The organism is Aurantimicrobium minutum (assembly GCF_029894165.1).
Taxonomy (GTDB): Bacteria; Actinomycetota; Actinomycetes; order Actinomycetales; family Microbacteriaceae; genus Aurantimicrobium; species Aurantimicrobium minutum_A.
Window position 1 is genome coordinate 1458851 of the sequence record NZ_JARXXU010000001.1, and the last position, 26193, is coordinate 1485043.

General features: G+C 56.6%; 24 protein-coding genes and 2 tRNA genes. 3 read left to right on the forward strand and 23 right to left on the reverse strand.

The genetic code is table 11. The features are described from left to right. Positions 1-10: 10 nt before the first annotated feature. Positions 11-577, reverse strand: a complete 567-nt coding sequence (gene rsmD / locus M2119_RS07320) for a 16S rRNA (guanine(966)-N(2))-methyltransferase RsmD (RefSeq protein ID WP_280804275.1) — start codon at positions 575-577, stop codon at positions 11-13. Next, positions 574-1581 carry a thiamine-phosphate kinase gene (gene thiL, locus M2119_RS07325; protein ID WP_280804276.1) on the reverse strand — a complete coding sequence of 336 codons (1008 nt, stop codon included), beginning with the start codon at positions 1579-1581 and terminating at the stop codon, positions 574-576. Before thiL ends, rsmD begins: the two co-directional genes overlap by 4 nt. Before the next feature lie 23 nt (positions 1582-1604). Between thiL and M2119_RS07330 the strand changes: the two genes are divergently transcribed. Continuing rightward, positions 1605-2093 (forward strand): DUF3515 domain-containing protein, encoded by a 489-nt coding sequence (locus tag M2119_RS07330; protein WP_280804277.1) that lies wholly within the window; start codon positions 1605-1607, stop codon positions 2091-2093. Here the strand turns inward: M2119_RS07330 and M2119_RS07335 are convergent. The 21 genes from M2119_RS07335 to ilvD all read right to left on the reverse strand — a co-directional run bounded on the left by M2119_RS07335 (position 2090) and on the right by ilvD (position 22948). After that, the gene (locus tag M2119_RS07335; protein ID WP_280804278.1) at positions 2090-3187 is read right to left on the reverse strand and encodes a D-alanine--D-alanine ligase family protein; all 1098 of its coding nucleotides are present in this window, start codon (positions 3185-3187) and stop codon (positions 2090-2092) included. The two genes, M2119_RS07330 and M2119_RS07335, sit on opposite strands and share 4 nt — an antisense overlap. Further along, a complete protein-coding gene (locus tag M2119_RS07340; protein ID WP_280804279.1) occupies positions 3090-4223 on the reverse strand; it encodes an NAD(P)H-dependent glycerol-3-phosphate dehydrogenase in 1134 nt (377 codons plus the stop codon). Before M2119_RS07340 ends, M2119_RS07335 begins: the two co-directional genes overlap by 98 nt. After that, on the reverse strand, positions 4216-4950 hold the full coding sequence (locus tag M2119_RS07345) for a lysophospholipid acyltransferase family protein (protein ID WP_280804280.1): 735 nt from the start codon (positions 4948-4950) through the stop codon (positions 4216-4218). The genes M2119_RS07340 and M2119_RS07345 overlap by 8 nt, the downstream gene beginning before the upstream one ends. A 7-nt stretch (positions 4951-4957) precedes the next feature. Next, entirely contained in the window at positions 4958-6331 is a 1374-nt protein-coding gene (murA, locus tag M2119_RS07350) for a UDP-N-acetylglucosamine 1-carboxyvinyltransferase (protein ID WP_280804281.1), read from the reverse strand. Next, positions 6328-6930 (reverse strand): 3-isopropylmalate dehydratase small subunit, encoded by a 603-nt coding sequence (leuD, locus tag M2119_RS07355; RefSeq protein ID WP_280804282.1) that lies wholly within the window; start codon positions 6928-6930, stop codon positions 6328-6330. Before leuD ends, murA begins: the two co-directional genes overlap by 4 nt. A 2-nt stretch (positions 6931-6932) precedes the next feature. After that, a complete protein-coding gene (gene leuC, locus M2119_RS07360) occupies positions 6933-8345 on the reverse strand; it encodes a 3-isopropylmalate dehydratase large subunit (RefSeq protein WP_280804283.1) in 1413 nt (470 codons plus the stop codon). A 9-nt stretch (positions 8346-8354) separates the two neighbouring features. Further along, positions 8355-9362 (reverse strand): TerC family protein, encoded by a 1008-nt coding sequence (locus M2119_RS07365; RefSeq protein ID WP_280804284.1) that lies wholly within the window; start codon positions 9360-9362, stop codon positions 8355-8357. 88 nt (positions 9363-9450) lie between these two features. Then, positions 9451-9523: transfer RNA gene (locus M2119_RS07370), tRNA-Glu, on the reverse strand. 61 nt (positions 9524-9584) lie between these two features. Next, positions 9585-10493, reverse strand: coding sequence for a diacylglycerol kinase family protein (locus tag M2119_RS07375; protein ID WP_280804285.1), 909 nt, complete (start codon positions 10491-10493; stop codon positions 9585-9587). Positions 10494-10562: 69 nt separating this feature from the next. Next, entirely contained in the window at positions 10563-11312 is a 750-nt protein-coding gene (aqpZ, locus tag M2119_RS07380; RefSeq protein WP_280804286.1) for an aquaporin Z, read from the reverse strand. A gap of 139 nt (positions 11313-11451) precedes the next feature. After that, positions 11452-11523: transfer RNA gene (locus tag M2119_RS07385), tRNA-Gln, on the reverse strand. 84 nt (positions 11524-11607) lie between these two features. Continuing rightward, entirely contained in the window at positions 11608-13113 is a 1506-nt protein-coding gene (gene gltX, locus M2119_RS07390) for a glutamate--tRNA ligase (RefSeq protein ID WP_280804287.1), read from the reverse strand. After that, positions 13110-14222, reverse strand: coding sequence for a branched-chain amino acid aminotransferase (locus M2119_RS07395; RefSeq protein ID WP_280804288.1), 1113 nt, complete (start codon positions 14220-14222; stop codon positions 13110-13112). The genes gltX and M2119_RS07395 overlap by 4 nt, the downstream gene beginning before the upstream one ends. A gap of 16 nt (positions 14223-14238) precedes the next feature. Beyond that, on the reverse strand, positions 14239-15291 hold the full coding sequence (locus M2119_RS07400; protein ID WP_280804289.1) for a 3-isopropylmalate dehydrogenase: 1053 nt from the start codon (positions 15289-15291) through the stop codon (positions 14239-14241). A gap of 31 nt (positions 15292-15322) precedes the next feature. Beyond that, entirely contained in the window at positions 15323-16915 is a 1593-nt protein-coding gene (gene serA, locus M2119_RS07405; RefSeq protein WP_280804290.1) for a phosphoglycerate dehydrogenase, read from the reverse strand. Positions 16916-16988: 73 nt separating this feature from the next. After that, positions 16989-17336 (reverse strand): hypothetical protein, encoded by a 348-nt coding sequence (locus M2119_RS07410; RefSeq protein ID WP_280804291.1) that lies wholly within the window; start codon positions 17334-17336, stop codon positions 16989-16991. 2 nt (positions 17337-17338) lie between these two features. After that, positions 17339-17782 (reverse strand): hypothetical protein, encoded by a 444-nt coding sequence (locus M2119_RS07415; protein WP_280804292.1) that lies wholly within the window; start codon positions 17780-17782, stop codon positions 17339-17341. Between the two features lie 38 nt (positions 17783-17820). After that, positions 17821-18846, reverse strand: a complete 1026-nt coding sequence (gene ilvC / locus M2119_RS07420; protein WP_280804293.1) for a ketol-acid reductoisomerase — start codon at positions 18844-18846, stop codon at positions 17821-17823. A gap of 45 nt (positions 18847-18891) precedes the next feature. Beyond that, positions 18892-19401: an acetolactate synthase small subunit gene (gene ilvN / locus M2119_RS07425; protein ID WP_280804294.1), complete on the reverse strand. Its 510-nt coding sequence runs from the start codon at positions 19399-19401 to the stop codon at positions 18892-18894. A gap of 13 nt (positions 19402-19414) precedes the next feature. Next, a complete protein-coding gene (locus M2119_RS07430; RefSeq protein WP_280804295.1) occupies positions 19415-21211 on the reverse strand; it encodes an acetolactate synthase large subunit in 1797 nt (598 codons plus the stop codon). Between the two features lie 42 nt (positions 21212-21253). Then, positions 21254-22948 (reverse strand): dihydroxy-acid dehydratase, encoded by a 1695-nt coding sequence (ilvD, locus tag M2119_RS07435; RefSeq protein WP_280804296.1) that lies wholly within the window; start codon positions 22946-22948, stop codon positions 21254-21256. Positions 22949-23046: 98 nt separating this feature from the next. On the opposite strand from ilvD, the gene M2119_RS07440 reads away from it, so the two are divergent. Together M2119_RS07440 and katG are read left to right on the forward strand one after the other, a co-directional pair. Next, complete coding sequence (locus M2119_RS07440) at positions 23047-23886, forward strand: sugar phosphate isomerase/epimerase family protein (RefSeq protein WP_280804297.1); 840 nt, start codon at positions 23047-23049, stop codon at positions 23884-23886. A 128-nt stretch (positions 23887-24014) separates the two neighbouring features. Beyond that, on the forward strand, positions 24015-26174 hold the full coding sequence (gene katG, locus M2119_RS07445; protein ID WP_348520948.1) for a catalase/peroxidase HPI: 2160 nt from the start codon (positions 24015-24017) through the stop codon (positions 26172-26174). The last annotated feature ends 19 nt before the right edge of the window (positions 26175-26193 follow it).

Sequence of the window (26193 nt, forward strand, 5' to 3'; positions counted from 1 at the left end):
TGCGAAGCGACTAGACCCGGGAGAGCCAGTGGATGGTCGTCTCGCCATAGGCCTTGGACTTATCCAACACAATTTCTGCAGGAAGTTCCGGGAGTCCCGTTCGAGTGCTCCGTTCGAGCACAATCTCAGCATCTTGAGCCACGTGTGGAACAAGGAGCTGCAGGGCATGCCCCACCTCGGCTTCACTGAGGTCATAGGGCGGGTCGATAAAGACAATGTCGAACAGTTCTGACGACGGATTACCGAGATAGGCGGCGACGGAGGCAATCACAACTCTGGTGGACAGTGCATCGAGTTTGCCCGCAGTGCGAATGAGCTCAGCATTGGCTTTGAGGAGCGCACCGGCCTGAGGAGCTTTCTCCACCATGGTCACACTGCGAGCGCCGCGGCTGAGCGCCTCCAGCGCGAGAGCACCAGAACCTGCGAAAAGGTCGAGCACCACAGCACCCTCAATAACATCACGGGCTTCTAATGCAGAGAAGATAGCCTCGCGAACACGGTCACTGGTAGGTCGAGTACCTGACTTAGGGACTTTGAGTTCACGAGATCCTGCAAAGCCAGAAATAATCCGGGTCACGAAATTTCCCCGTTCCAGTCGGTATAAGGATTCCAGCCGTTTTCTGGCATAGCGCCTTCGCCCATGTTCACGTGGGGATGTTCTTCCGCGCCCACAGTCTTCACCGTTCCCAACACGGTAAACCCCGGGGGAAGAAGGACATCTGCGGGGAACGTCATGAGCAATGCGTGGTCTTCCCCGCCATACAGAATCGCTTGGCGAGCCTTCGCCGCATCCACGCCAATCTCAATGGCCAGATGGGCAGCAAGATCGTCAAGAGCCTGTTCGGAGAACTCAATGATGACCCCACTGGCCTGCGAAATGCGACCAGCATCCATCATGAGGGAATCCGAAATATCCATGGCAGATGTTGCCCCACCAATGGCACCAGCAACACCTTGAGAAATAGGTGGCCAGGGAGCAAGCTGCGCGGTGAGCGCAAGTGGGTGACCTGCGTTCTTGTTGCCTGCAAACAATTCAGCCAATCCAAGACCGGCAAGACCTAATCGTCCAGAAAATGCAATGACATCACCGGGTTGTGCTCCGGAACGCAGTAGGGGCTCTCGGCCTTCTAAATCGCCAAAGGCCGTCACGCTGATGGCGAGAGTATTCGAGACGGAGAGGTCTCCCCCCACAACTCCACACCCCGGTGCAAGTTCCTCACAGGCATCCTTGAGTCCGTCCGCGATGTGCTCCAGGAATTCCACAGTGGTGTCCTTGGGCGCAGCGATGGAAACCACCATGCCGGTTGGTTTAGCGCCCATCGCCGCCACGTCTGACAGGTTCGTAGCCGCCGCCTTGATTCCCAGCTGGTGAGGAGTGGACCACTCAAGACGAAAGTCTGGCCCATGCACCATCATGTCCGTCGTGACGACAAAACGTGAATCAGGAGCACGCATGACAGCGCAGTCGTCACCCGGGCCAATGATCGTGGCATCCGAGTGTGGAAGTCGGGGAAAAATGCGAGCAAGAACTGCAGACTCGGGCACAGAACCCAGGGTCGCATTCTCAGGAAAATCACTCACCCTCTCACGGTAGCCTGAAGAGGATGAATATTCGCATTCGAGCACTCGCCCTCACCACGATTTCTGCTGTGGTGAGCTTGGGTGTGGTTGGTTGTGCAGGACAGGTTCCCATGAAACCTGCTGCCGATTCCAATAACCCCGAATGCGCAAATGTTTCCGTGCGCCTGCCCGACACCGTTGCCGAATTACCTCAGCGTGAAACGAATGCTCAAGCCACAGGAGCGTGGGGAACTCCTGCTGCCGTGCTGCTCACCTGCGGCGTGGACATCCCCGGACCCAGCACGCTTCCCTGTGTCTCCATCAATGACGTGGACTGGATCGAAGACGACAGCCAAGCCCCGCTCTACAGATACACAACTTATGGCCGCACGCCTGCTGTGGAAGTTGTAATTGACTCGGACGCGGTGAGCGGAACGACGACCCTCGTTGATCTTGGTCCTGCGGTGAGCGTCCTCCCTGTAGATGCCACATGCACCGACTTTGCGGACGTTTTTAGTACTGAGAAAAATTAGTCTTCAGCGTGATGCGCCAGAGCGACCTGGATGAGTTCGTCGATGAGCTCGGGATAGCTCAGTCCACTCTCCTGCCAGCACCGGGGGAACATCGAGATCGGGGTGAACCCGGGCATGGTGTTGATCTCGTTAAGAACAAAACCTTCCTCGGTCAGAAAGAAGTCCACCCGAGCTAATCCGGCACCATTGATGGCTTCAAACGCGCGGATGCTCAGGCGTTGGAGTTCAGCGAGTTCGTCTGCACTCAGCGGAGCGGGGCAGACCAGATCGATCCCGTCAGCTCCGAGGTATTTGGCTTCAAAGTCATAAAACTCACGGCCAGAAACGACGATTTCACCGGCGACAGAGGCGCGTGCAGGGTGACCGGGCATGCCCTGCAATACGGCGCACTCCACCTCGCGGCCTGGAATACCTGCCTCGATGAGGACGTGGTCGTCCTCGAGAAAAGCAACGTCCATCGCGGCCGCGAAGTCATTCCAGTCAGACACCTTGCCCACGCCCACGCTGGAGCCGGCACGCGCAGGTTTGATGAAGACGGGGAGAGGCATTTGTTCCGCCATGGCACGAATGGCTTGGGGGCGCTTATGCCAGTCATATCGCTTGATGGTGCGCCACGGAGCAACCTCAATACCAGCAGCTTGGAGAACAGTCTTTGTGTAGTGCTTGTCCATGCCCAAACTTGAGGCAAGAACGCCGGAACCGACATAGGGAAGCCCAAAAAGTTCCAGCATTCCTTGGATGGTTCCATCCTCGCCATAAGGTCCATGCAGAATCGGGAATACGACGTCCACAGATCCCAGGGAGCGATCAGGGCCATCTCCAGAAACCCAGAGCTCCGAAGAGGTAGCCGTTTCCGGCCACATAATTCTGGTGCCGTTATCTTCTACTTCAGGCAGTTGATCTGCACGGAGCACGTAGTCATCCGGGTTGGCACTGGCCAAGGTGAACGCACCATCACGAGTGATACCGATGGGGACAACTTCGTAACGGTCAGCGTCAATCGCCTGAAGGACTCCCCGGGCTGTCGCGCAGCTGATTGAATGCTCGCTTGAGCGCCCCCCAAACAACACCGCCACCACGAGCTTGGTAGTCATCGAGGCTCCTTTCGCCCTGAGGCTCATCCGTATCCGTTGTGAGGTGAGGTGCAATGTCCTTGGGGTCGAGCGTACCGGCCAAAACCTGGGCTACTTGTTCCACAATAGGCATGTCTACTTCACGGGCTCTGGCCAGTGTCAGCACCGGCGCCACCGAGGCAAGGCCTTCCGCGGTCTGCTGCATCTGGTTGGTCACTTCTTTGAGGGTGTATCCCTGGCCCAAGAGGCGACCTGCTGTGTTGTTTCGCGACAGAGGTGACTCGCAGGTGGCAATGAGGTCTCCGAGACCCGCAAGACCCGACAGGGTCTCCGGCTGGGCTCCATAGGCAACCGCGAAGTCGGTCATTTCTGCCAAACCACGAGTAATGATGGACGCTTTAGTGTTGTGGCCATAGCCCACACCATCCACGATGCCGACAGCCACCGCGATGAGGTTTTTGAGTACGCCACCAAACTCTGTGCCGGGGACATCGGTGTTGACGAAGCAACGGAAGTAGCTGTTGGAAACTGTGAGAGCAACAGTGCTCGCGGTTTCCAAGCTTTCGGAGGAAATAACTGCGGCAGTAGGCTGCTCTTTCGCAATTTCGAGTGCCAGGTTAGGACCAGAGGCAACCGCCACCATCTCCGGGCTAATGGGAAGCTCTTCAGCGATGACCTCGCTCATGCGCAGGCCGGTCTTGCGCTCCACACCCTTCATCAAAGAAATGACAATCTGATCTTCACGGAGCAGAGGTGCCAGCTGAACGAGGTTCTCCCGGAGCGTCTGGCTGGGAACACAGAGATAAACCTGCTCGGCGAGTTTCACCGCATCTGCCATCGAGCTGGTAGCAACAAGGTTCACTGGCAAGCGAATTCCACGCAGGTAGTCGCTGTTGCGGTGCGTGTCGTTGATGTCTTGGGCGAGTTCTTCACGACGGGCCCAGAGCATGACATCGTTACCGCCGTCGGCCAAAATCTTGGCGAAGGTGGTTCCCCAGCTCCCTGCGCCGAGAACGGCGACCTTACGAGCGGGCGGAGTGACGGGCTTCTTACTCAAATCGCCCCGTCTCGCTCTGGTTGTGTTCGGCAGGATTCCAACGCGTTGCTGGAGCCTTCTCTCCGCGCAAGTCTTCCAGCAAAACGGTAATGGCGTCCATTACCTTCGATGTTGCAGCAGTGAGAGTCTTATTATCCAAGGGTTTGCCTGCGAACTCGCTGAGGTCGACCGGATCCCCTACCTTGACATCAATGGTGTGACGGGGAAATGCATGGAGCTTCGTGGAATAGCGCGCCATGAGTTGCTGCGTTCCCCAGTGGGCGACTGGAATGACAGGGATGTTGAATTCCAGAGCCAAGCGCACGGCACCGCTCTTGCCGCGCATGGGCCATATGTCTGGATCTCTGGTGAGGGAGCCTTCGGGGTAGACAATGACGGCTCGTTCTTTGCGCACCAGATCCTTTGCTGCGAGCAGTGCAGCAGAACTGCGGGTTGACCCACCTCGTTCCACCGGAATCTGTCCAGATTTACGCAACAGCCAGCCGATGACGGGAACACGAAGAATACTGGCCTTCGCCATGAAGCGCGGGAGGCGACCTAGGTACCACGTAGCCACACCAATGACCACAGGGTCAATATTGGAGTAGTGGTTAGGCGTAATCACGAGTGCCCCTGTACGCGGCATTTTTTCACGGTCATGGAATCGAAACTTGACCATCATTCCCATGATGGGCAAAGCAATTGCCCCCAGGAACCAGAAAATAGAAGGTTTACTGCGTTCACCCACGAGGGAGTTACTCGCCCTCGAATTCGAAGTCAGCACCGAGCTGGCGCAACTTCGTGATGAAGTCGCCATAGCCACGGCTAATGATGCCGACATTGCTCACTCGGGATGTTCCCTGTGCCGTGAGCGCAGCAATGAGGTGACTGAAACCACCACGTAGATCGGGAACTTCGATGTCTGCACCGTGGAGTTCGGTGGGACCAGAAATAACGGCCGAGTGCAGGAAGTTACGCTGGCCGAAACGGCAGGGGTGGCCACCCAAGCATTCGCTGTGCAGCTGAATGTTGGCCCCCATTTTGATGAGTGCGTCCACGAAGCCAAAGCGCTGTTCGTAGACGGTCTCATGCACGATGGACACACCTTGAGCCTTGGTCAGCGCAATCACGAGGGGCTGCTGCCAGTCGGTCATGAAGCCAGGGTGAACATCAGTCTCGATCACAACAGGCTTGAGTTCCCCACCAGGGTGGTAGAAACGGATGCCATCTTCGTGGATTTCGAATGCACCACCGACTTTCCGGAAGATGTTGAGGAAGGTGAGCATTTCTGCTTGCTGGGCACCGCCAACAAAGACGTCGCCGCCGGTAGCAAGGGCGGCAGAGGCCCAGCTGGCTGCTTCATTGCGGTCAAAGAGTGCGCGGTGGGTGTAGCCCTCTAGCTTGTCGACACCCTCGATGCGGATGACGCGGTCGGTGTCAACAGAAATCACCGCTCCCATCTTCTGCAGGATGTTGATGAGGTCCATGATTTCTGGCTCAATCGCAGCGCCTGAAAGTTCGGTCTTACCTTTAGCCCGCACAGCGGTGAGCAGTACCTGCTCTGTTGCACCCACCGATGGGTAGGGAAGTGAAATCTTGGTTCCGACCAGACCTTCGGGAGCAGACATACGAATACCGGTGGGAAGTTTCTCGATCACAGCACCAAAGCTGCCGAGAACTTCGAGGTGGTAATCAATAGGGCGGTCACCGATGCGGCACCCACCCAGGTCTGGAATGAAGGCTTCACCGAGTCGGTGCAGCAGCGGTCCACAGAACAGAATGGGAATACGACTAGAACCTGCATGGGCATCAATGTCCACCATGTGTGCCGACTCCACACCCACAGGATCGAGCTTGATAGTTCCTTCAGCAACGTTGTGTTCGACTTTCACGCCATGGACTTCCAGCAAGCCCTTGACAACACGAACGTCAGAAATATCGGGAACATCACGCAGTTCGCTGGGTGATTCCCCCAGGAGGGCAGCAACCATCGCCTTGGTGACCAGGTTCTTTGCACCCTTGACTTCGATACGACCCGTGAGGGGACGGCCACCGTTGATGGTGATGGTGTCGCCGGAGAGGCCTACGCGTGCACCAGCGGCGCGTGCGTCATTTGCAACAGTATTCATGCATGCCTCACAGGAAGAGTCGTGGGACGCCAGCCGGCACGCTTCGCTTCGAAGTCCGTGATCGCCTGCTCGTTACGCAAGGTTAGCGCGATGTCGTCGAGACCTTCGAGCAAACGCCAGCGAATGTAGTCGTCGACCTCGAAGGGGACAACGAGATCACCGAGTGTGGCCTTCTTCTCTACAAGGTCGACCGTCAGTTCAACACCGGGCTGTGCTTCGAGAGCGCTCCAGAGCTTTTCACAATCTGCTTCTGAGATCACACCGGTCAGCAGTCCCTGCTTACCGGAGTTTCCGCGGAAGATATCTGCAAACTTGGGGGCAAGTACAGCATCAAAACCATAGTCGCGCAGCGCCCAGACAGCATGCTCCCGGGAGGAACCAGTCCCAAAATCAGGTCCCGCAACGAGGACGCGCGCACCCTGATATTCCGGCTGGTTAAGAATGAATTCTGGTTCTTGACGCCAGTTCGCAAACAGTGCGTCATCAAAGCCGGTCTTAGTCACACGCTTGAGATAGACGGCAGGAATGATCTGGTCGGTGTCTACGCCACTGCGACGCAGAGGAACACCAACACCGGTAACGGTTGTGAACTTCTCCATGACTAACCTTCCAGATCCGAGGGGCTTGAGAGCGTGCCACGGATAGCGGTCGCTGCGGCAACAAGGGGCGAGACCAGGTGGGTACGCCCACCCTTTCCTTGGCGACCTTCAAAGTTGCGGTTTGACGTCGAAGCGCAACGCTCCCCCGGTGCCAGCTGGTCGGGGTTCATACCTAGACACATCGAGCAGCCCGCAAAGCGCCACTCTGCACCGAACTCTTCAATAATCTTGTCGAGGCCTTCCGCTTCCGCTTCGATGCGCACACGGGCAGATCCGGGCACAACCATGACTCGAACACCATCTGCCTTTTTCTTACCCTGAATAATCGAGGCAAAAGCTCGGAGATCTTCGATGCGGCTGTTGGTGCAGGAGCCCATGAACACGGCATCCACGGGAATGTCCTTGAGTTTGGTACCCGGGGTGAGATCCATGTATTCCAAGGCGCGTTCTGCAGCCGCACGGTCGTTGGGATCTGCGAAGTCGGCGGGAGAAGGAACCACGTCGCTGAGGGAAACACCCTGACCAGGATTGGTTCCCCAGGTGACAAAAGGTTCGAGCTGATCTGCATCAAGTAATACTTCGGCGTCGAAGACAGCACCCTCGTCGGTGGGCAGTGTCTTCCAATAGGCCACCGCTTCATCCCAGTCAGCACCCTGCGGAGCGTGGGGACGACCTTCAAGGTAGTCAAAAGTGGTCTGGTCGGGAGCAACCATTCCAGCACGTGCGCCGGCTTCGATAGCCATGTTGCAGATGGTCATACGACCTTCCATGGACAGCGCGCGAATGGCAGAACCGCGGAATTCAAGAACATACCCTTGGCCACCATTTGCCCCAATTTTAGCGATGACAGCCAGAATGATGTCCTTCGCCGAAACACCTGTCTTGAGTGTTCCGTCGACGGTAATGGCCATCGTCTTGAATGCTTTGAGAGGAAGCGTCTGGGTGGCCATCACGTGCTCCACCTCGCTGGTGCCGATACCGAAGGCCATTGCGCCAAAAGCACCGTGAGTGGAGGTGTGCGAGTCACCACACACCACGGTGATCCCGGGCATTGTTAATCCGAGTTGGGGTCCGACCACGTGCACAATGCCCTGGTCGATATCACCGAGTGAATGCAGTCGAACACCAAACTCCTCGGCGTTGTTACGTAGAGTCTGAATCTGGATCCGGCTGGTCTCATCTGCGATGGGCTTATCAATCGCCAGAGTGGGAGTGTTGTGGTCCTCGGTCGCAATGGTGAGGTCGAGGCGACGCAGCGGCCGACCTGCCTGACGCAGGCCGTCAAAGGCCTGAGGGCTGGTTACTTCGTGAACAAGATGCAGGTCGATGTAGATAAGGTCGGGAGTTCCGTCTTCACCTTTGACGACGAGGTGGTCGTCCCATACTTTTTCCGCAAGAGTTCTTGGTTTGTTCACCTTGTAATTCTACTTCGAACCAACAGAGGGTTGGTTTGATTCAGATTCATCGCGGCGCATCTTGATCACGCTGGCAATGGTGGCCACAGCCATCGAGGCCACGATCACGAGAAGTGACGTAACGGTGCTGATTTCTGGTGCCCAGGCAATGGGTTCGCCGCCGTTGATGAAAGGAAGTTCGTTTTCATGCATGGCGTGAAGAACGAGCTTGACCCCAATAAAGCCCAGGATGAACGCAATTCCGTATTTGAGGTATTCGAGCTTGTCGAGCAGTCCGCCAAGTAAGAAGTACAGCTGGCGCAGTCCCATCAACGCAAAGACGTTCGCCGCAAAGACCAGGAATGGACTTGTGGTGATTCCAAAGATCGCCGGAATGGAGTCAAAAGCGAAGATGACGTCGGTCACCGCGATTGTGATAAATACCACAATCATGGGGGTGAACATCTTGTGGCCATTATGCACGGTACGAATCTTGGCACCGTCATAGTCCGGAGAAATCTTGATCCGCTTGCGCAGGAAGGCAATCAGTTTGCTTTCCGTTTCTTCCTCATCTTGGTGGGAACGGAAAGCCTGGTGCCAGGCGGTGTAGAGCAGGAAGAGGCCAAAAATGTAGAAGATCCAAGAGAAGTTCTCGATGAGGGCTGCGCCCAGCACGATAAAGATTCCACGCAGTATCAGCGCCATGATGATGCCCACCATGAGGACTTCCTGCTGATACTTTCTCGGCACCGCAAATCGGCTCATAATGATGACGAAGACAAAAAGGTTGTCAATGCTCAAGCTGTATTCGGTGAGCCAGCCGGCATAAAACTGCCCCGCATGCTCGGGGTCACCCAGAGCAAGAATGGCCAAACCAAACAACACGGCAAGCAGAGCGTAGAAGCCCACCCACAGGGCAGCTTCTTTCATGGAAGGAATATGGGGACGCTTGAAAATAATCAGCAAATCCGCCAGAAGAATTCCGGTGAGAACAACGAGCGATGTGATTTCAAACCACGCGGGGAGGGCACCATCCATAGTGCTTCAAGGCTATCGGTGTTCAGCCTGAAAATTAGCCGAGAAAAGCCAGAAACCCCCGCCAATAGGCGAGGGTTTCTGTTCTCTGTGACCCCAACGGGATTCGAACCCGTGTTACCGGCGTGAGAGGCCAGCGTACTAGGCCGCTATACGATGGGGCCGTTTGCGACTTGTCAATAATGCCACAACTGGCGACCCCTCGCATAATCGGGAAATAATGCCTTAGACGAAGACCCTAACCGCAGCAGGAACAATATCTACGTGCACAGGCAAAGCCCACACGCGCTCCCCATCCGCATAGGCCACGATGCCGGGGGCATCCAGTGTGATCTGCGTGCAACGCTCAATCACAACCTCAGGTTCAGTGATGTGGGTGCCGGCAAATACGCGGGGAAATAACCGCAAAAATCTCAGTCGACTCAAGGGCCTCAAGACAAAGACATCTAACAACCCGTCACACATGCTGGCTTCGGGAGACACTTTCATCCCCCCGCCCATGCTGGAGTTATTTGCAAGAGAGATTAACATGGCATCTTCGTGGCGAGTGTATTCGCCCACGGTGAGTGAGTAGGTGACCGGCTTCAAGGCAACGAGTTCTCGAAGTAAAGCCCAGGTATAACGCGACTTCCCCTTGGGCCATCTCATGGCATTTGCCCGTTCATTCACGATGGCATCAAACCCTGCAGAAAGGATGCTGGCAAACCATCGAACTTCAGAACCATCCGAAGACGTAATCCTGCCCAGGTCTATGCGCATTGGTTCACGGGACAACGACTCAATCAGGTGGGCAATGGCAGCAGACACATCCCCCACAGGCAGGCCGAGACCGCGGGCAAGATCATTACCGGTTCCCGCAGCCACAACCGCGAACGGAATCGAGGTCTGAGCCACGGCGTTGACCGCCAGTGAAACCATGCCATCTCCGCCGACGACAACGACAGCGTCAGGGGTGAGAGCGAGCGCACGATGGAGTTGGCCCGTGAGGAGTTGAAAATCTGCTGCCCGCAGTTCCGTCACCTCATACCCTGCTGCCCGCAGTGCAGAGACAGTGTGCTCCCCCGCACCCGAGTTCTTCCCAAATGCAGCACTGGGATTAATGGCCACAACGATGTGGCGAGGTAAAGAGCTCACGTGATGATTATGACGGTTAAATACTGTTGCCCACCTCAACAGAGGTGGGCAACAGTCAGGCTCGGTGCGTTATGCAGCCTTACGCCCAAACATTTTTCCATAGGTCAAACCAGCAATAATGCCACCGGCCAATGGCGCCACGATAAATACCCAGAGTTGTGACATGGGTAGTGCCCCACCATAAACTGCTGTCGCCAGCGAGCGGGCAGGGTTGACCGAGGTGTTACTGACGGGAATGGTCACGATATGGATCACGGTCAAGGTCAGACCAATAGCCAGAGGTGCAAAGCTTGCAAGCGATGCCTTATCCGTCGTGCCCAGGACGACCCATACCAGAATTGCCGTGAAGACAACTTCTGTGATGATGACAGCGAGTAAACCAAATCCCTCCGGAGACCCTGCATCGTAACCATTCGAAGCAAATCCGGCTGCCTGAGCGTTGACGAGGAAACCATCTGGCCCATCAGAAGCGATAGCAAAGAGCACGGTGGTTGCTAACAATGCGCCAATTACCTGAGAAACGAGATAACCAGGAACATCCTTCCAGGAAAAACGATTGGCCACTGCCATACCGATGGTGATTGCTGGATTGAGATGAGCTCCCGAGATTCCGCCTACGGAATAAGCTGCAGCCAAGACGGCTAGTCCAACCGCAAACGCAACACCTAGGAGGCCCACGCCGTTAGTTTCGGCATTGAAGCCCGAGGCAAAAAGTGCCGCACCAATCAAGCCAATTACGAGAACAAAAGTTCCCCAAATTTCAGCAAACCAGCGAGCAATATTGGATACCGCTACCTTTTCTTCAGCCACTTTGGCCATGGTTCCTCCAAATAGATAATCAAAACCGTGCTCAACGGTAATGAATACACACGAAAACGAAGCGAACCAACGCCGAAAAAGATAAAGATGCCCCTCAATACAGGGAAAAACCCCCGCATGGAGCGAGGGTTTTTGTTTGCTGGGGTACCTGGACTCGAACCAAGAACAAAGGAACCAGAAACCTTCGTGTTGCCAATTACACCATACCCCACCGGGTCAAAGCTGGGCCTTGAGCCGACTCCCTAGCCTAACCCACGAAGGGCTGAGCAAACAAACTCAGCCAACCATGAATGTTCTAGCGTTCGTTGAAACGAACGAGGCGCTTAATGGTGTCCGCCTTACCCAGAATTTCCATCGACTCGAACAGGGGTGGCGAAATGCGGCGACCAGAAATTGCAGTACGCAGCGGTCCAAACGCAATGCGTGGCTTGAGTTCCAGACCTTCGATCAGCGCCTCATTGAGGGCGGCCTGAATAGCATCGTGCGTGAACTCAGCCTGAGGGATGAGCTCGAGGGCACCAACGGATGCGGCAATGACTTCGCCCGCATTCTCGGGCAAACCCTTGAGTGCGTCTTCCGCATAGGTGATCTGTTCTGCAGGGGTGAACAAGAACTCCAGAAGCTCTGGAGCCTCGCTGAGTACGTTCATTCGCGTCTGCACCAAAGGAGCTGCCGCGGCAAGAATATCGAGCTGCTCATCAGTGGGGTCGTTACTCAGAACATTGCCTGCCTGGAGGTAGGGAATCATTCGAGCGGTGAAGTCTTCCAGCTCAAGCAAACGAATGTGGTCTGCATTGATGGCGTCTGCCTTCTTCTGATCGAAGCGGGCAGGGTTCGGGTTCACGTTGACCACGTCGAACGCCTTCACCATCTCATGGATGGTGAACACGTCACGGTCGTGCGTCAATGACCACCCCAGCAAAGCGAGGTAGTTGATCAGTCCCTCGGGGATGAAGCCCCGATCACGGTGGTGGAAAAGATTCGCTTCCGGGTCACGCTTCGAGAGCTTCTTATTGCCCTCCCCCATGACATAGGGAAGGTGACCAAAGCGGGGGATGTGCGTGGTGAATCCTGCGTCAATGAGAGCGTGATACAGCGCAATCTGTCGCGGGGTAGAGGACAGCAGGTCCTCTCCGCGCAATACGTGGGTGACCTGCATGATGGCGTCATCGACAGGGTTCACGAGTGTGTAGAGCGGGTCACCATTGGGGCGAACCACGACAAAGTCTGGGAATGAACCCGCGGGGAACGTGATCTCACCGCGAACAAGATCATCAAAAGTGATGTCCTCGTCGGGAACGCGCACACGAAGAGCAGGCAAACGACCTTCGGCGCGGAAGGCAGCTTTCTGCTCCTCGGTCAGGTCACGATCAAAGTTGTCATAGCCAACTTTGGGGTCTTTACCCGCAGCGAGATTACGAGCTTCAATCTCTTCGGGAGTGGAGTAGCTTTCATAGACACGACCGGTTGCTTTGAGCTTCTCAATAACCTCTGCGTATATGTCAGACCGCTGGGACTGGCGGTAGGGCCCATGCGGTCCACCGACGTTAATTCCTTCATCCCAGTCCAGATTCAGCCACGAGAGTGCATCAATGATTTGCTCGTAGCTTTCTTCCGAGTCGCGAGCGGCATCGGTGTCTTCGATACGGAAGATGAACTTTCCACCCGTGTGGCGCGCATAGGCCCAGTTGAACAGGGCGGTACGAACCAGTCCTACGTGAGGGGTGCCTGTAGGTGACGGGCAGAAGCGAACGCGGACGTCGCTCCCCTCCGCAGTGGAGTAAGGGTAGTTAGTGGTCATGCGTCGAGTCGAACCATCCAGCCGTGACGGTCAGGGAGGCGACCGTATTGAATATCAGTCAGTTCCTTGCGCAGGCTCATGGTGAGCTCTCCGGCAGGAGCATCAGGGTTACCCACGGACAGACCGTTGGCTCCCATGAGCTGACCAATGGGGGTAATGACTGCAGCGGTGCCACAGGCAAAGACTTCGGTGATCTGACCGGAAGCCACTCCTTCTTGCCATTCAGCGAGAGGAACAGTGCGCTCTTCCACGGTCAATCCACGGTCCTTGGCCAGAGCAATCACGCTTTCACGTGTGATGCCTTCCAAGATGGTTCCGGTGAGCTTGGGTGTTACGAGAGTGCCGTCTTTGTGGACAAAGAAGACATTCATGCCGCCGAGCTCTTCCACATTGGTGTGGGTTTCAGAGTCAAGGAACAGTACCTGGGCGCAACCGTTTTCATAGGCTTCAACCTGCGCGGTGAGTGACGAGGCGTAGTTTCCGCCACATTTTGCCGCACCGGTTCCACCCTTGCCTGCACGGGAATATTCCGTAGTGAGCCAAATCTTGACCGGAGCCACACCCTGCGCGAAGTAGGCACCTGCCGGGCTGGCGATGAGGTAGTACCCCACCTTGTGTGCGGCACGAACACCGAGGAAGGTTTCGTTGGCAATCATGAAGGGGCGCAGGTAGAGGCTGGTCTCTGGCGCTGAAGGCACCCAGTTACCGTCCACTGCGATGAGCTGCTTGATGGATTCAATGAAGTCGGGTACTGACAGCTCAGGGAGCGCCATGCGGCGAGCTGAGCGCTGCAAACGCAGAGCGTTTGCTTCGGGACGGAACGTCCAAATGGAGTTATCGGCGTGACGGTATGCCTTCAAACCTTCAAATATTTCCTGGCCGTAGTGCAGTACCGACGCGGCGGGGTCCAAAACAAGAGGGCCATAGGGCTGCACGTGTGCACCATGCCACCCTTCGTCAATGGTCCAGTCAATCGAAACCATGTGGTCGGTGAAGTGCTTCCCAAAACCGGGATCAGCGAGAATCTCCTCGCGAGCTGCCTCCGCGCGGGCAGCCTGTGAGGGGGTTAGGGCGAAGCTCAGCGGAAACGTCGATGTTTCGTTGCTCATGATCTTCCTTCGTTTTCTAGGCCAGGCGGGCGACGATAGCGTCACCGATGTCGCTGGTGCGGCGGACCGTAGTTCCACGTTCTGACAGATCAGCAGCGACGGCGTCGTTGACGCGCGCTGCCGCCTCGGCATAACCAAAGTGCTCCAGCAACAGGGCCACAGACAGGATTGCTGCGGTGGGGTCTGCTTTCTGCTGGCCTGCAATATCTGGTGCAGAACCGTGGACGGGCTCAAACATGCTCGGGAAGGCATTGGTGGGGTTGATGTTTCCACTGGCAGCCAGTCCGATGCCACCGCTGATTGCGGCGGCCAAGTCGGTGAGGATGTCACCGAAAAGGTTATCTGTCACGATGACGTCGAAACGTGCAGGGTCGGTGACAAAGAAAATGGTTGCAGCATCGATGTGCAAGTAGTCAACTGAAACCTGAGGGTATTCGTTTGCGACAGCGTCAACGATGCGGCTCCACAAGGAGCCGGCGTTGACCAACACGTTGGTCTTGTGAACAAGCGTCAACTTCTTGCGTTCACGCTTGGCGGCGAGTTCAAATGCGTAGCGAACCACACGCTCTACGCCGAACGCAGTGTTGACGGATAGTTCGTTGGCAATTTCGTGGGGAGTTCCCTGACGCAGTGCGCCACCGTTACCCACATAGGGACCTTCGGTACCTTCGCGGACCACGACAAAGTCCACGGTGCCGGGGTGAGCAAGGGGGCTCACCACGCCGGGGAAAATCGTGGTGGGACGCAAGTTCACGTAGTGGTCCAAGCTAAAGCGAAGCTTGAGCAGAAGACCACGCTCAATGATGCCGGCAGGAATACGTGGATCTCCCGGCTTGCCGCCCACAGCCCCCAGCAAAATCGCGTCGTGGCGTGAAATGGCGGCGAGATCGTCCTCGCTGAGAACATCGCCCGTTTCCAGGAAACGCTCCACACCCAAGTGGAACGGGGTCTTCTCGATGACGAGGTCAGTGGAGGGAACAACAATATCCAGCACCTTGACGGCCTCTGCAATAACCTCGGGACCAATACCGTCACCGGGGATAACCGCGAGCTTGAGTGTGCGGGACATGTTCTTCCTTACGTGTTACGAGTGAGACGAATTATTCGGTGATGTCTACTTCGAGCATGACATCTGCATCAATGGCCTTGCGAACCTTCTCGAGCAACGATGCAGGAACGGGTGAATCCACGGTGAGGACGGAAAGCGCCTTGCCACCGAGGTTCTGGCGCGCAATCTGCATCCCTGCGATGTTGATCTTGGCATCGCCGAATTCCTTGCCGTACACAGCAACAATTCCGGGACGGTCAATGTACTGCATCACGATGAGGTGGTCATCAATGGGAACGTCAACCTCGTAGCCGTTGATTTCTACGATCTTCTGAACCTGCTTGATCCCCGCCAAGGTACCTGAAACAGACAACTGGGTACCGTCGCTGAGTGCGCCACGCAAAGTGAGCACGGTGCGGTATTCAGGAGATTCTTCTTCGCTGAGGGAACGCACCTCGATGCCGCGCTGTTCTGCCAGCAGTGGAGCGTTGACGTAGGAAACACTTTCGCTCACCACGTTGGTGAAAATTCCCTTGAGCGCAGCAAGCTTGAGAACTGAGGTGTCGAACTGGGTGATTTCACCACGCACTTCCACATCAACGGAGGTTAGGGGGCTGGTGTGTGCCAGTCCGGAGAACACCTGACCGAGCTTCTCGATAAGTGGGATAGCGGGGCGAACGTAGGGGTCAATGACACCCCCGGCCACGTTGACGGCGTCAGGAACGAGCTCACCGCTGAGGGCGAGACGAACTGACTTGGCCACCGAGATACCGGCCTTTTCTTGGGCTTCATCGGTCGATGCACCCAAGTGAGGGGTGGTGATGACGTTGGGTAGACCCAGGAGCGGTGAACCGGTGGGAGGTTCAGAGACGAACACGTCGAGACCGGCACCAGCAATGACGTTATTGGTCAGCGCCTCGTAGAGTGCTGCTTCGTCGATGAGGCCACCACGTGCCACGTTGATGACATAGGCGGTGGGCTTCATGGCGGCGAGCTGAGCAGTTCCGATCATGCCGGTGGTCTCAGGGGTCTTGGGCATGTGGATGGTGATGAAGTCAGCGGTTGCAATGAGTTCATCTAGGGACAGCAATTGAACGCCCAACTGCTGTGCACGTGCTGAGGTCACGTAGGGGTCATACGCAACAACCTTGGTTCCAAATGCCTGCATGCGTGCAGCAATGAGCGCACCGATGCGACCCAGACCAATGATTCCGATGGTCTTTTCGAACAGCTCCGTACCGGTGTAGGCACTGCGCTTCCACTTGCCTTCAGCAAGAGCGGCGTGTGCCGCAGGAATGTGACGAGCAAGACTCAGAATGTGACCACAGGTCAGTTCTGCAGCAGAGATGATGTTGGACGTTGGTGCGTTGACCACCATGACGCCGGCAGCAGTTGAGGCCTTGATGTCCACGTTATCCAGGCCAACACCCGCGCGGGCAATGACCTTGAGGTTGGGGGCGGCTGCGAGAACTTCAGCGTCAACCTGGGTAGCAGAACGAACCAAAATAGCGCTGGCCGAGTGCACTGCTTCCAGCAGGGCGGGGCGGTCGGTGCCATCCACAACGCGCACGTCAAAATCGGGGCCGAGTGCCTCGATTGTGGCGGGCGAAAGTTCTTCGGCGATCAGGACGACGGGCTTAGTCACGAGTATTAATTCCTTAGATAACAGCGCACGGGAAGACTCAAGTCTATCCGAGCAGTTCGGGTCCGTTTTTGCTCTAACTGACGCTAAAAACGAGGAAAGCATTGGTACCGAGTGCGAGGTCGACCCCGATCACGGCAGAGATGGTGAGGGCAACGAAGAATATTGCCAGGGTTGGACCGACACTCTTCGACCGAGTAATGAGCAGAGCGCCGAGGAACAATGCAATCGGAGCGAAAATTCCGATCAGGATGGCCGCCCAGCCAAAGGCGCTGATGCCTATTCCCAAACTTAGGCTTTGGGCCTGGATACCCAGAAAGTTTCCGATGCCTTCCCAGACGTCATAAGCGAAGAAGAGGGCAAAGATGCCAATGAGGATCCACGTGCCCAACTTGCGGGAGCTTTTTTCCAGAGTCGATGCCATGACTAGCCTGCCCACGCCACATAGGGCCACGGAATGAGCACAGCGACGCCGAGGAGTAGGAACAAGAGCTTGGAAGCTACTGTTCTGTTTCGCCCCAGATAAAGCACTGCGCCAAACCAGATAGCCGGAGAGGCAACCGCCGACCACAGGCCCAGCTGGAACATCGCGTTACCCAGTGGATCAAGAATCTCTGTCGGGTTACGCAGAGCGGTAATCAACCACGCCACTGAAAACAGCAGATACACACCGCCGAAAATACCGAAGCCAACCAGGGCAACGGAACTCAGGCCCGAAGGGGCCTCGGGAGAGGCTGACTCCCCCGCGGCATGTGGTGCGTTAACGGAAGAAACGCCACCCGCGTCCCGCTTCGCACTCTGTGGAGAGCCCGTTGTCAGGCGATCATCGTCGCCTGCCCAACTGAGGGCATCTTCTTCATGAGTACTCATGCGTGACGCGCGTGGCGCATCCTCTCTAAAACGTGTGACTAGCGAGCAGCAGAACCCTCGGTGTAGTCCTTGTCCTGTGGACGCCATGCGAAAAGCTCGCGCAGCTTACGACCGGTTGCCTCGATGGGGTGAGATGCACCCTTTTCGCGCAGTGCGAGGAACTCGGGAGCTCCTGCGTCCTGGTCGTTGATGAAGCGGGTTGCGAATGCGCCGTTCTGAATGTCGTTGAGAACTTCCTTCATGTGCACCTTGACCGAAGGGTCAATCACGCGAGGACCGGAGACGTAGTCACCGAACTCTGCAGTGTCGGAAACCGACCAACGCTGCTTGGCGATGCCACCTTCCCACATGAGGTCCACGATGAGCTTGAGTTCGTGCAGAACCTCGAAGTAGGCGATCTCGGGCTGGTAGCCAGCCTCAACCAGAGTTTCGAAGCCGTACATCACGAGCTGCGATGCGCCACCACAGAGAACAGCCTGCTCGCCGAAGAGGTCAGTCTCGGTCTCTTCGGTGAAGGTGGTCTTGATACCACCGGCACGCAGACCACCGATTGCCTTGGAGTAGGACCAGGCGAGGTCCCATGCCGAACCGGTTGCGTCGTTCTCGACGGCAACGATGACAGGAACACCACGGCCTGCGAGGTATTCACGACGCACGGTGTGACCGGGACCCTTAGGGGCAACAAGTGCAACGTCCACGTTCGATGGTGCAGTGATGTAGCCGTAACGGATGTTGAAACCGTGACCGAAGATGAGGGTCTTACCTGCAGAGAGGTTAGGAGCAATGTCATCTGCGTAGAGGTGACGCTGGAACTGGTCGGGAGCGAGGATGACAATCACGTCACCCCAAGCTGCAGCCTCAGCAGTGGTCATGACCTTGAGGCCTGCCTCTTCTGCCTTAGCAATCGACTTTGAGTTCGCCTTCAGACCAACAACGACGTCAACGCCGGAGTCGTGCAGGTTCAGTGCGTGTGCGTGGCCTTGTGAGCCGTAACCGATGACAGCAACCTTCTTGCTCTTGATGAGTTCGAGGTCAGCATCCTTGTCGTAGTGAATTTCAGTCACTTTGGGTTTTCTCCTTGTTTGTAGGTATGGAAAATCTGTAAAGGGTTAGTTCTTGAAAACGCGCTCAGTAATGGACTTGCTACCGCGACCGATAGCCAGAACACCAGATTGAGCAATTTCCTTGATTCCGTAGGGTTCAAGAACCTTGAGGAAAGCAGAAATCTTTGCCGAGTTGCCGGTGACCTCAATCACGAGGGCATCGGTGGCCACGTCTACTACGCGAGCGCGGAACAGACTGACGGCTTCGAGGACCTGGGAACGAGTGGAGTTGTCCACACGCACCTTGATCAGCATGTGCTCACGAGAGACAGACTGCTCGGGATCCAATTCCACGATCTTGATCACATTGACAAGCTTGTTCAGCTGCTTGGTGATCTGCTCGAGGGGAAGGTTATCTACGTCTACCACCACGGTGATACGAGAGAGTCCTTCAATTTCGCTGTGACCTACCGCGAGGGATTCAATGTTGAATCCACGACGGGCGAACAGGCCAGCAACACGAGTCAACAGACCCGGCTTGTCCTCAACAAGGAGGCTCAGAACGTGTGTGCTCATAATGTCACTCCCCTTATTCGTCCGTGTCCCAGGTGGGCGCGTGGTCTCTGGCGTATTGAACGTAGCTGTTGCTGACACCCTGCGGTACCATGGGCCACACCATGGCGTCTGCGCTCACGACAAAGTCGATCACGACGGGACGGTCATTGGTTTCCAGCGCCAGCTTGATCGCGGCGTCAATTTCTTCTTCCTTGGTCACACGAATACCCAGGGCACCGTATGCATCTGCAAGTTTGACGAAGTCGGGAACACGAACGGTGTCGTGACCGGTGTTGAGGTCAGTGTTGGAGTAACGACCGTCATAGAACAGGGTCTGCCACTGGCGAACCATACCCAGCGATGAGTTGTTGATAATGGCGACCTTGATGGGGATGTTGTTGATGGTGCAAGTGGCCAACTCTTGGTTGGTCATCTGGAAGCAGCCATCGCCATCGATTGCCCAGACCACACGGTCAGGCTCGCCGACCTTTGCACCCATCGCGGAAGGCACGGAGTACCCCATGGTTCCCGCGCCACCAGAGTTCAACCACGAGTTAGGGCGGTTGTACTTGATGAACTGGGCAGCCCACATCTGGTGCTGACCGACTCCAGAGGCAAAGATCGCGTCTGGACCTGACAGCTCACCGATGCGGGTGATGATGTGCTGAGGGGCAAGGAGTCCATCGGTGGGAGTGGAGTAACCCAAGGGGTATTCCTTGCGCAATGAATTCAGTGTTGACCACCATTCGGTGATGTCCAGATCCTTCGCGGCAGGAGTTGCCTTGTACGTATCGATCAGGTCGCTGATGACATCCTTGAGGTCTCCCACGATAGGAACTTCAGCGGCACGAATCTTGCCAATTTCAGCAGGGTCAATGTCGACGTGAATCACCTTGGCGTTCGGAGCGAACAGCGAAGCTTTACCGGTTACGCGGTCATCAAAACGTGCACCCAAGGTGATGAGCAGGTCAGATTCCTGCAGTGCCAACACAGCAGGAACGGTTCCGTGCATACCCGGCATACCCAGGTGGTTCTCGTGGCTGTCGGGGAATGCACCACGGGCCATCAGAGTGGTCACAACGGGTGCACCCACCAACTCAACGAGTTCGAGCAGTTCCCTCGACGCGCCGGAACGGATGATTCCACCACCGACGTAGAAGACAGGCTGCTTCGATTCCACGATGAGGTCCGCAGCAGCTTGAATCTGCTTGCCGTGTGCCTTGGTGACGGGACGGTATCCCGGCAGATCGAGCATGGCAGGCCAGACGAAGGGAGCTTCTGCTTGCTGAGCATCCTTGGTGATGTCCACCAAGACAGGACCTGGACGACCCGTTGAGGCGATGTGATACGCCGCAGCAATCGTGCCGGGAATGTCTTCAGCTTTGGTCACGAGGAACGAATGCTTCGTGATCGGCATAGTGATACCGACAATGTCTGCTTCCTGGAATGCATCGGTACCCATGAGGTGGGAGAACACCTGACCAGTGATGGCCAGCAGAGGGACGGAGTCCATGTAGGCATCGGCGATAGCAGTCACAAGGTTTGTTGCCCCGGGACCAGAGGTCGCGATGCAGACACCGGTCTTCCCCGTGGCCGACGCATATCCTTGTGCGGCGTGGCCCGCGCCCTGTTCGTGGCGCACCAGAATGTGACGCAACTTTTTGGAGTCCATGAGCGGGTCATAGACCGGGAGGATGGCACCACCGGGCAGACCGAACACATCGGTCACACCGAGCAGTTCCAGCGTGCGAACAACTGCCTCTGCACCTGAGATTGCAGGCGCGGTGGAAGCCGCAGTGGGCGTCGTAGTGGGGAGTGATTCCGTAGACATCGTGAATCCCTTAGTAGGAAGGCGAAAAGTGATGGGGCGTCGTTACCCGGTAATCGCACCCTCGGATGCGGAGTGCACCAACTTGGCGTACTTAGCCAGTACACCGCGGGTGTAACGCGGAGGGAGCGGAGCCCAGCCGATTCGGCGAGCTTCGAGCTCTGATTCGTCGACGAGTAAGTCGAGCGACCGAGCTGCGATATCGACCCGTATGAGATCACCATCGCGCACGAGGCTGATGGGTCCACCATCAACTGCCTCGGGAGCTATATGTCCGATACACAGTCCGGTTGTGCCGCCTGAGAATCGTCCGTCTGTTAATAGTAGGACATCTTTACCCAGGCCTGCACCCTTGATCGCTGCCGTGATGGCAAGCATCTCTCGCATACCGGGGCCACCCTTGGGGCCTTCGTAGCGAATAACGATGATGTCACCCTTGTTGATCGCGCCTTCGGTGAGAGCATCCATGGCTGCACGTTCGCGCTCAAAAACGCGAGCGGGGCCTTCGAATAGTTCGAGGTCGAAGCCCGCGGTCTTCACCACAGCACCTTCGGGAGCAAGTGTTCCGTGAAGAATTGAAATACCACCGGTTGCGTGAATGGGGTTGTCCAGTGTGCGGATGACTTCCCCATCAAGTGGCATGAGGTTCATCTCAGCCAGGTTCTCAGCCAGGGTTTTTCCGGTCACGGTCAGGGCATCCCCGTGCAGCAAACCTGCATCCAGCAGAGCCTTCATGACAACAGGGACGCCACCTACGCGGTCCACGTCGTTCATGACGTACTGGCCGAAAGGCTTGAGGTCACCAATGTGGGGAACCTTGTCCGCAATGCGGTTGAAGTCTTCAAGAGAGAGATCAACTTCTGCTTCACGTGCAATAGCCAAAAGGTGAAGCACAGCGTTGGTCGAACCCCCGAAAGCCATCACGACGGCGATGGCATTTTCGAACGCCTTCTTGGTCATGATGTCGCGGGCGGTGATGCCGTTGCGGATCATGTTGACAACTGCTTCACCTGACCGGTGGGCGTAGTAGTCGCGGCGGCGGTCTGCGCTGGGTGGAGCTGCAGAACCAGGCAGGCTCATTCCGAGAGCTTCGGCAACAGAGGCCATCGTGTTGGCGGTATACATACCGCCACAAGCGCCTTCTCCGGGGCAGATGGCGCGCTCAATACGGTCGAGGTCTTCCTCGCTCATGGTGCCAGCCTTGCAGGCACCCACAGCTTCGAACGCATCGATGATGGTGACGTTCTTTTCTGTGCCGTCGGAGAGTCGAACCCAACCAGGAGCAATCGTTCCTGCATAAAGGAATACGGAGGCAAGATCGAGGCGCGCAGCGGCCATCAACATGCCGGGCAGCGACTTGTCACAACCTGCAAGCAATACCGAACCATCGAGGCGTTCTGCCTGCATGACGGTTTCGACGGAGTCAGCAATCACTTCACGAGAAACCAGAGAGAAGTGCATGCCTTCGTGGCCCATGGAAATACCGTCAGAAACAGAGACCGTACCGAACTGCAGTGGGTAGCCACCACCAGAGTGGACACCTTCTTTAGATGCCTGTGCCAGACGGTCCAAGCTGAGGTTGCAGGGGGTGATCTCATTCCATGAGCTCGCGACACCGATCTGGGGCTTGGCCCAGTCTTCGTCACCCATACCCACGGCACGGAGCATTCCGCGCGAAGCGGCTTTCTCGATACCGTCTGTGACGTCGCGACTACGGGGTTTCATGTCGTGTTCTGGCATAAGGATAAGTCTACGCCGTTCAAACTCTCGGTGAACTCCCAGCGCGCGGAGGGAAAACACCCCTGATTCATCCAGAAAGCAGAACTAGGCTGGAACAAATGATTCAAGTTGGCATGAGCGCATCCTGCGTATATCCCCTGGCCTGTGAAGATGGCTTCCGTTTTGCGCGCAAGGCTGGCTATGACGGCGTTGAGGTGATGGTGACGCGCGAGACAGTTACCCAAAGCACCGAAGGCCTCCAGCAGCTCATGGACACCTACGAGATGCCCATTCTCTCTATCCACGCACCAGTGCTCCTGCTCACCCACTTTGTATGGGGACGAGACCCTCAGATCAAACTCGAGAAGTCCGCAGAGCTCGCTGCCAGCGTCGGCGCCACGACCGTTGTTGTTCACCCGCCATTCCGTTGGCAGTCCACCTATGCCGAGAAGTTCCTCGACATCGTGCGCCAGACCACCGCGAATACCGGCATCACCATTGCGGTCGAGAACATGTTCCCCTGGAAGGTACGGAACTCCCAGATGCAGGCATATGCACCCGGCCCAGATCCCCGCGAACTGGACTGTGACGCCATCACACTCGATTTTTCTCATGCGGCGCTCTCCGGTCATGACAGCCTTGAGCTTGCACTCGACTACGGCGATCGCCTCCGCCATGTCCACCTCACCGATGGTTCACATGCCGATGATGGAAACCGCATCTTCGACGAGCACCTCCTGCCGGGCTATGGCAAACAGCCGGTGGCTGAAGTACTTCAACACCTCGCTGCCCGCGACTGGGATGGCCACGTCGTCGCAGAAGTGAACACTCGTAAAGCCAAATCGGAAGAAGATCGACTTGCGTTGCTCGTGGAGACGTTGAATTTTGCCCGGTTACATCTGGGACAAGCAGCACTCGTCCCCGACGGGGGCAGCAATTCCCTCCCGGTCGAGCAGTAAACCCTCCCTTCCCCCAGTCGGGAATCAGTGAACACAGCAGACTTCCGAAGAGAGTTCTTTGGTAGCTTGAGTACAGATAAAGGCCTGGTTGACAGAGGTCATCACAGAATCAAATCAATGGAGTAATTGTGGATACAGCAGGAAAATGTCCCGTCGTTCATGGGGCACACACAACGACGGGCACCTCGAACATGTCCTGGTGGCCTAATGCCCTCAACCTCGAGATTTTGCACCAACACGACACGAAGTCAAACCCTCTCGGAGCAGACTTCGACTACCGCGCCGAGCTCAAGAAGCTCGATGTTGATGCGCTGAAGCAAGACCTCACCGCCCTCATGACAGACAGCCAGTCCTGGTGGCCAGCCGACTGGGGTCACTACGGCGGACTCATGATTCGTATGGCATGGCACGCTGCCGGCTCCTACCGCACGGCCGATGGCCGCGGTGGAGCTGGAACGGGTAACCAGCGTTTCGCTCCCCTGAACTCTTGGCCAGATAACGGCAACCTCGACAAGGCTCGCCGTCTACTGTGGCCCATCAAAAAGAAGTACGGCAACAAAATCAGCTGGGCTGACCTCATGATTCTTGCGGGAAACGTGGCGTATGAGTCCATGGGCCTCAAGACGTTTGGTTTCGGTTTCGGACGCGCTGACATCTGGCAGCCCGAGCTCGACATTTACTGGGGCGCCGAGAAGGAATGGCTCGCACCCAGCGATTCTCGCTACGGAAACCTCGAGGATCCTTCCACGATGGAGAACCCCCTCGCTGCAGTCCAAATGGGTCTGATCTACGTCAACCCTGAAGGTGTGAACGGAAAATCTGACCCGCTCAAAACTGCCGCACAGATTCGTGAAACTTTCGCTCGCATGGCGATGAACGATGAAGAAACCGTCGCTCTCACTGCCGGTGGCCACACCGTGGGTAAAGCTCACGGAAACGGCGATGCTGCACTGCTGGGTCCTGCACCTGAAGCAGCAGATATTTCCGAACAGGGTCTGGGCTGGATGAACCACACCACGCGAGGTATCGGTCGGGACACAGTCACCAGCGGTATTGAAGGTGCATGGACCACGCACCCCACCACCTGGGACAACGGCTACTTCACACTCCTCTTTGGATACGAATGGGAGCTGACCAAGTCCCCAGCCGGTGCATCACAGTGGGCGCCCATCAACATCAAGGAAGAGGACATGCCAGCCGACGTCGAGGATCCCTCGATGCGCGCCATGCCCATGATGACCGATGCAGATATGGCGATGATCAAGGATCCCGCCTACCGCGCAATTTCGGAACGCTTCTTCAACGACCCTGCTTACTTCTCCGAAGTATTTGCGCGTGCATGGTTCAAGCTCACCCACCGCGATATGGGCCCCAAGGTTCGTTATTTCGGTCCAGAAGTTCCTGCAGAAGACCTCATTTGGCAAGACCCCATCCCTGCCGGAAATGCCAGCTACGACGTGGCTGCTGTTAAGGCCAAGATTGCAGCCGCCGGGTTGTCTCTCTCCGACATGGTGAGCACCGCGTGGGACAGCGCCCGCACCTTCCGCGGATCTGACATGCGCGGTGGAGCAAACGGTGCTCGTCTTCGCCTGGAGCCTCAGAAGAACTGGGAAGGAAACGAGCCAGAACGTCTGGCGCGCGTCCTTTCCGTCTTGGAGCCCATCGCGGCAGAAACCGGCGCGAGTGTGGCGGATGTCATTGTCTTGGCCGGAAACCTTGGAGTTGAGCTGGCTGCACACGCAGCAGGACACTCCGTCACGGTGCCCTTTGCCCCAGGTCGCGGCGACGCCACCCAGGAGCAAACCGATGTTGAATCGTTCGAGCCTCTCGAACCCATCAGCGACGGCTACCGTAACTGGCTGAAGAAGGATTACACCGTCAGCGCTGAGGAACTCTTGCTGGACCGCACCCAATTGCTGGGCCTCACAGCTCCAGAAATGACCGTGTTGGTTGGTGGAATGCGCGTGTTAGGAACTAACTATGGCGGCACCGCCGAGGGTGTTTTGACCGATCGCGTCGGACAGCTCACCAACGACTTCTTCGTGAACCTGACGGACATGACCTATGTCTGGGAGCCCGCGGGAAGCAACCTCTACAACATGCGTAACCGCACAAACGGCCAGGTGAAGTTCACTGCAACCCGTGCAGATCTCGTGTTCGGTTCAAACTCCATACTGCGTTCCTACGCAGAGGTCTATGCCCAAGATGACGCTCAGGAGGCCTTTGTGGAGGACTTCGTCGCCGCATGGGTCAAGGTCATGAACGCAGATCGTTTCGATCTGAACTAAATCACGACAAGGGCGTGGG

Coding starts and splice junctions, on each gene's coding strand:
- M2119_RS07330 (WP_280804277.1), top strand. CDS start 1,605: ATGAATATTCGCATTCGAGCACTCGCCCTCACCACGATTTCTGCTGTG.
- M2119_RS07335 (WP_280804278.1), bottom strand. CDS start 3,187: ATGACTACCAAGCTCGTGGTGGCGGTGTTGTTTGGGGGGCGCTCAAGC.
- murA (WP_280804281.1), bottom strand. CDS start 6,331: ATGAATACTGTTGCAAATGACGCACGCGCCGCTGGTGCACGCGTAGGC.
- leuD (WP_280804282.1), bottom strand. CDS start 6,930: ATGGAGAAGTTCACAACCGTTACCGGTGTTGGTGTTCCTCTGCGTCGC.
- M2119_RS07365 (WP_280804284.1), bottom strand. CDS start 9,362: ATGGATGGTGCCCTCCCCGCGTGGTTTGAAATCACATCGCTCGTTGTT.
- aqpZ (WP_280804286.1), bottom strand. CDS start 11,312: ATGGCCAAAGTGGCTGAAGAAAAGGTAGCGGTATCCAATATTGCTCGC.
- gltX (WP_280804287.1), bottom strand. CDS start 13,113: ATGACCACTAACTACCCTTACTCCACTGCGGAGGGGAGCGACGTCCGC.
- M2119_RS07395 (WP_280804288.1), bottom strand. CDS start 14,222: ATGAGCAACGAAACATCGACGTTTCCGCTGAGCTTCGCCCTAACCCCC.
- M2119_RS07400 (WP_280804289.1), bottom strand. CDS start 15,291: ATGTCCCGCACACTCAAGCTCGCGGTTATCCCCGGTGACGGTATTGGT.
- M2119_RS07410 (WP_280804291.1), bottom strand. CDS start 17,336: ATGGCATCGACTCTGGAAAAAAGCTCCCGCAAGTTGGGCACGTGGATC.
- M2119_RS07415 (WP_280804292.1), bottom strand. CDS start 17,782: ATGAGTACTCATGAAGAAGATGCCCTCAGTTGGGCAGGCGACGATGAT.
- ilvN (WP_280804294.1), bottom strand. CDS start 19,401: ATGAGCACACACGTTCTGAGCCTCCTTGTTGAGGACAAGCCGGGTCTG.
- M2119_RS07430 (WP_280804295.1), bottom strand. CDS start 21,211: ATGTCTACGGAATCACTCCCCACTACGACGCCCACTGCGGCTTCCACC.
- ilvD (WP_280804296.1), bottom strand. CDS start 22,948: ATGCCAGAACACGACATGAAACCCCGTAGTCGCGACGTCACAGACGGT.
- M2119_RS07440 (WP_280804297.1), top strand. CDS start 23,047: ATGATTCAAGTTGGCATGAGCGCATCCTGCGTATATCCCCTGGCCTGT.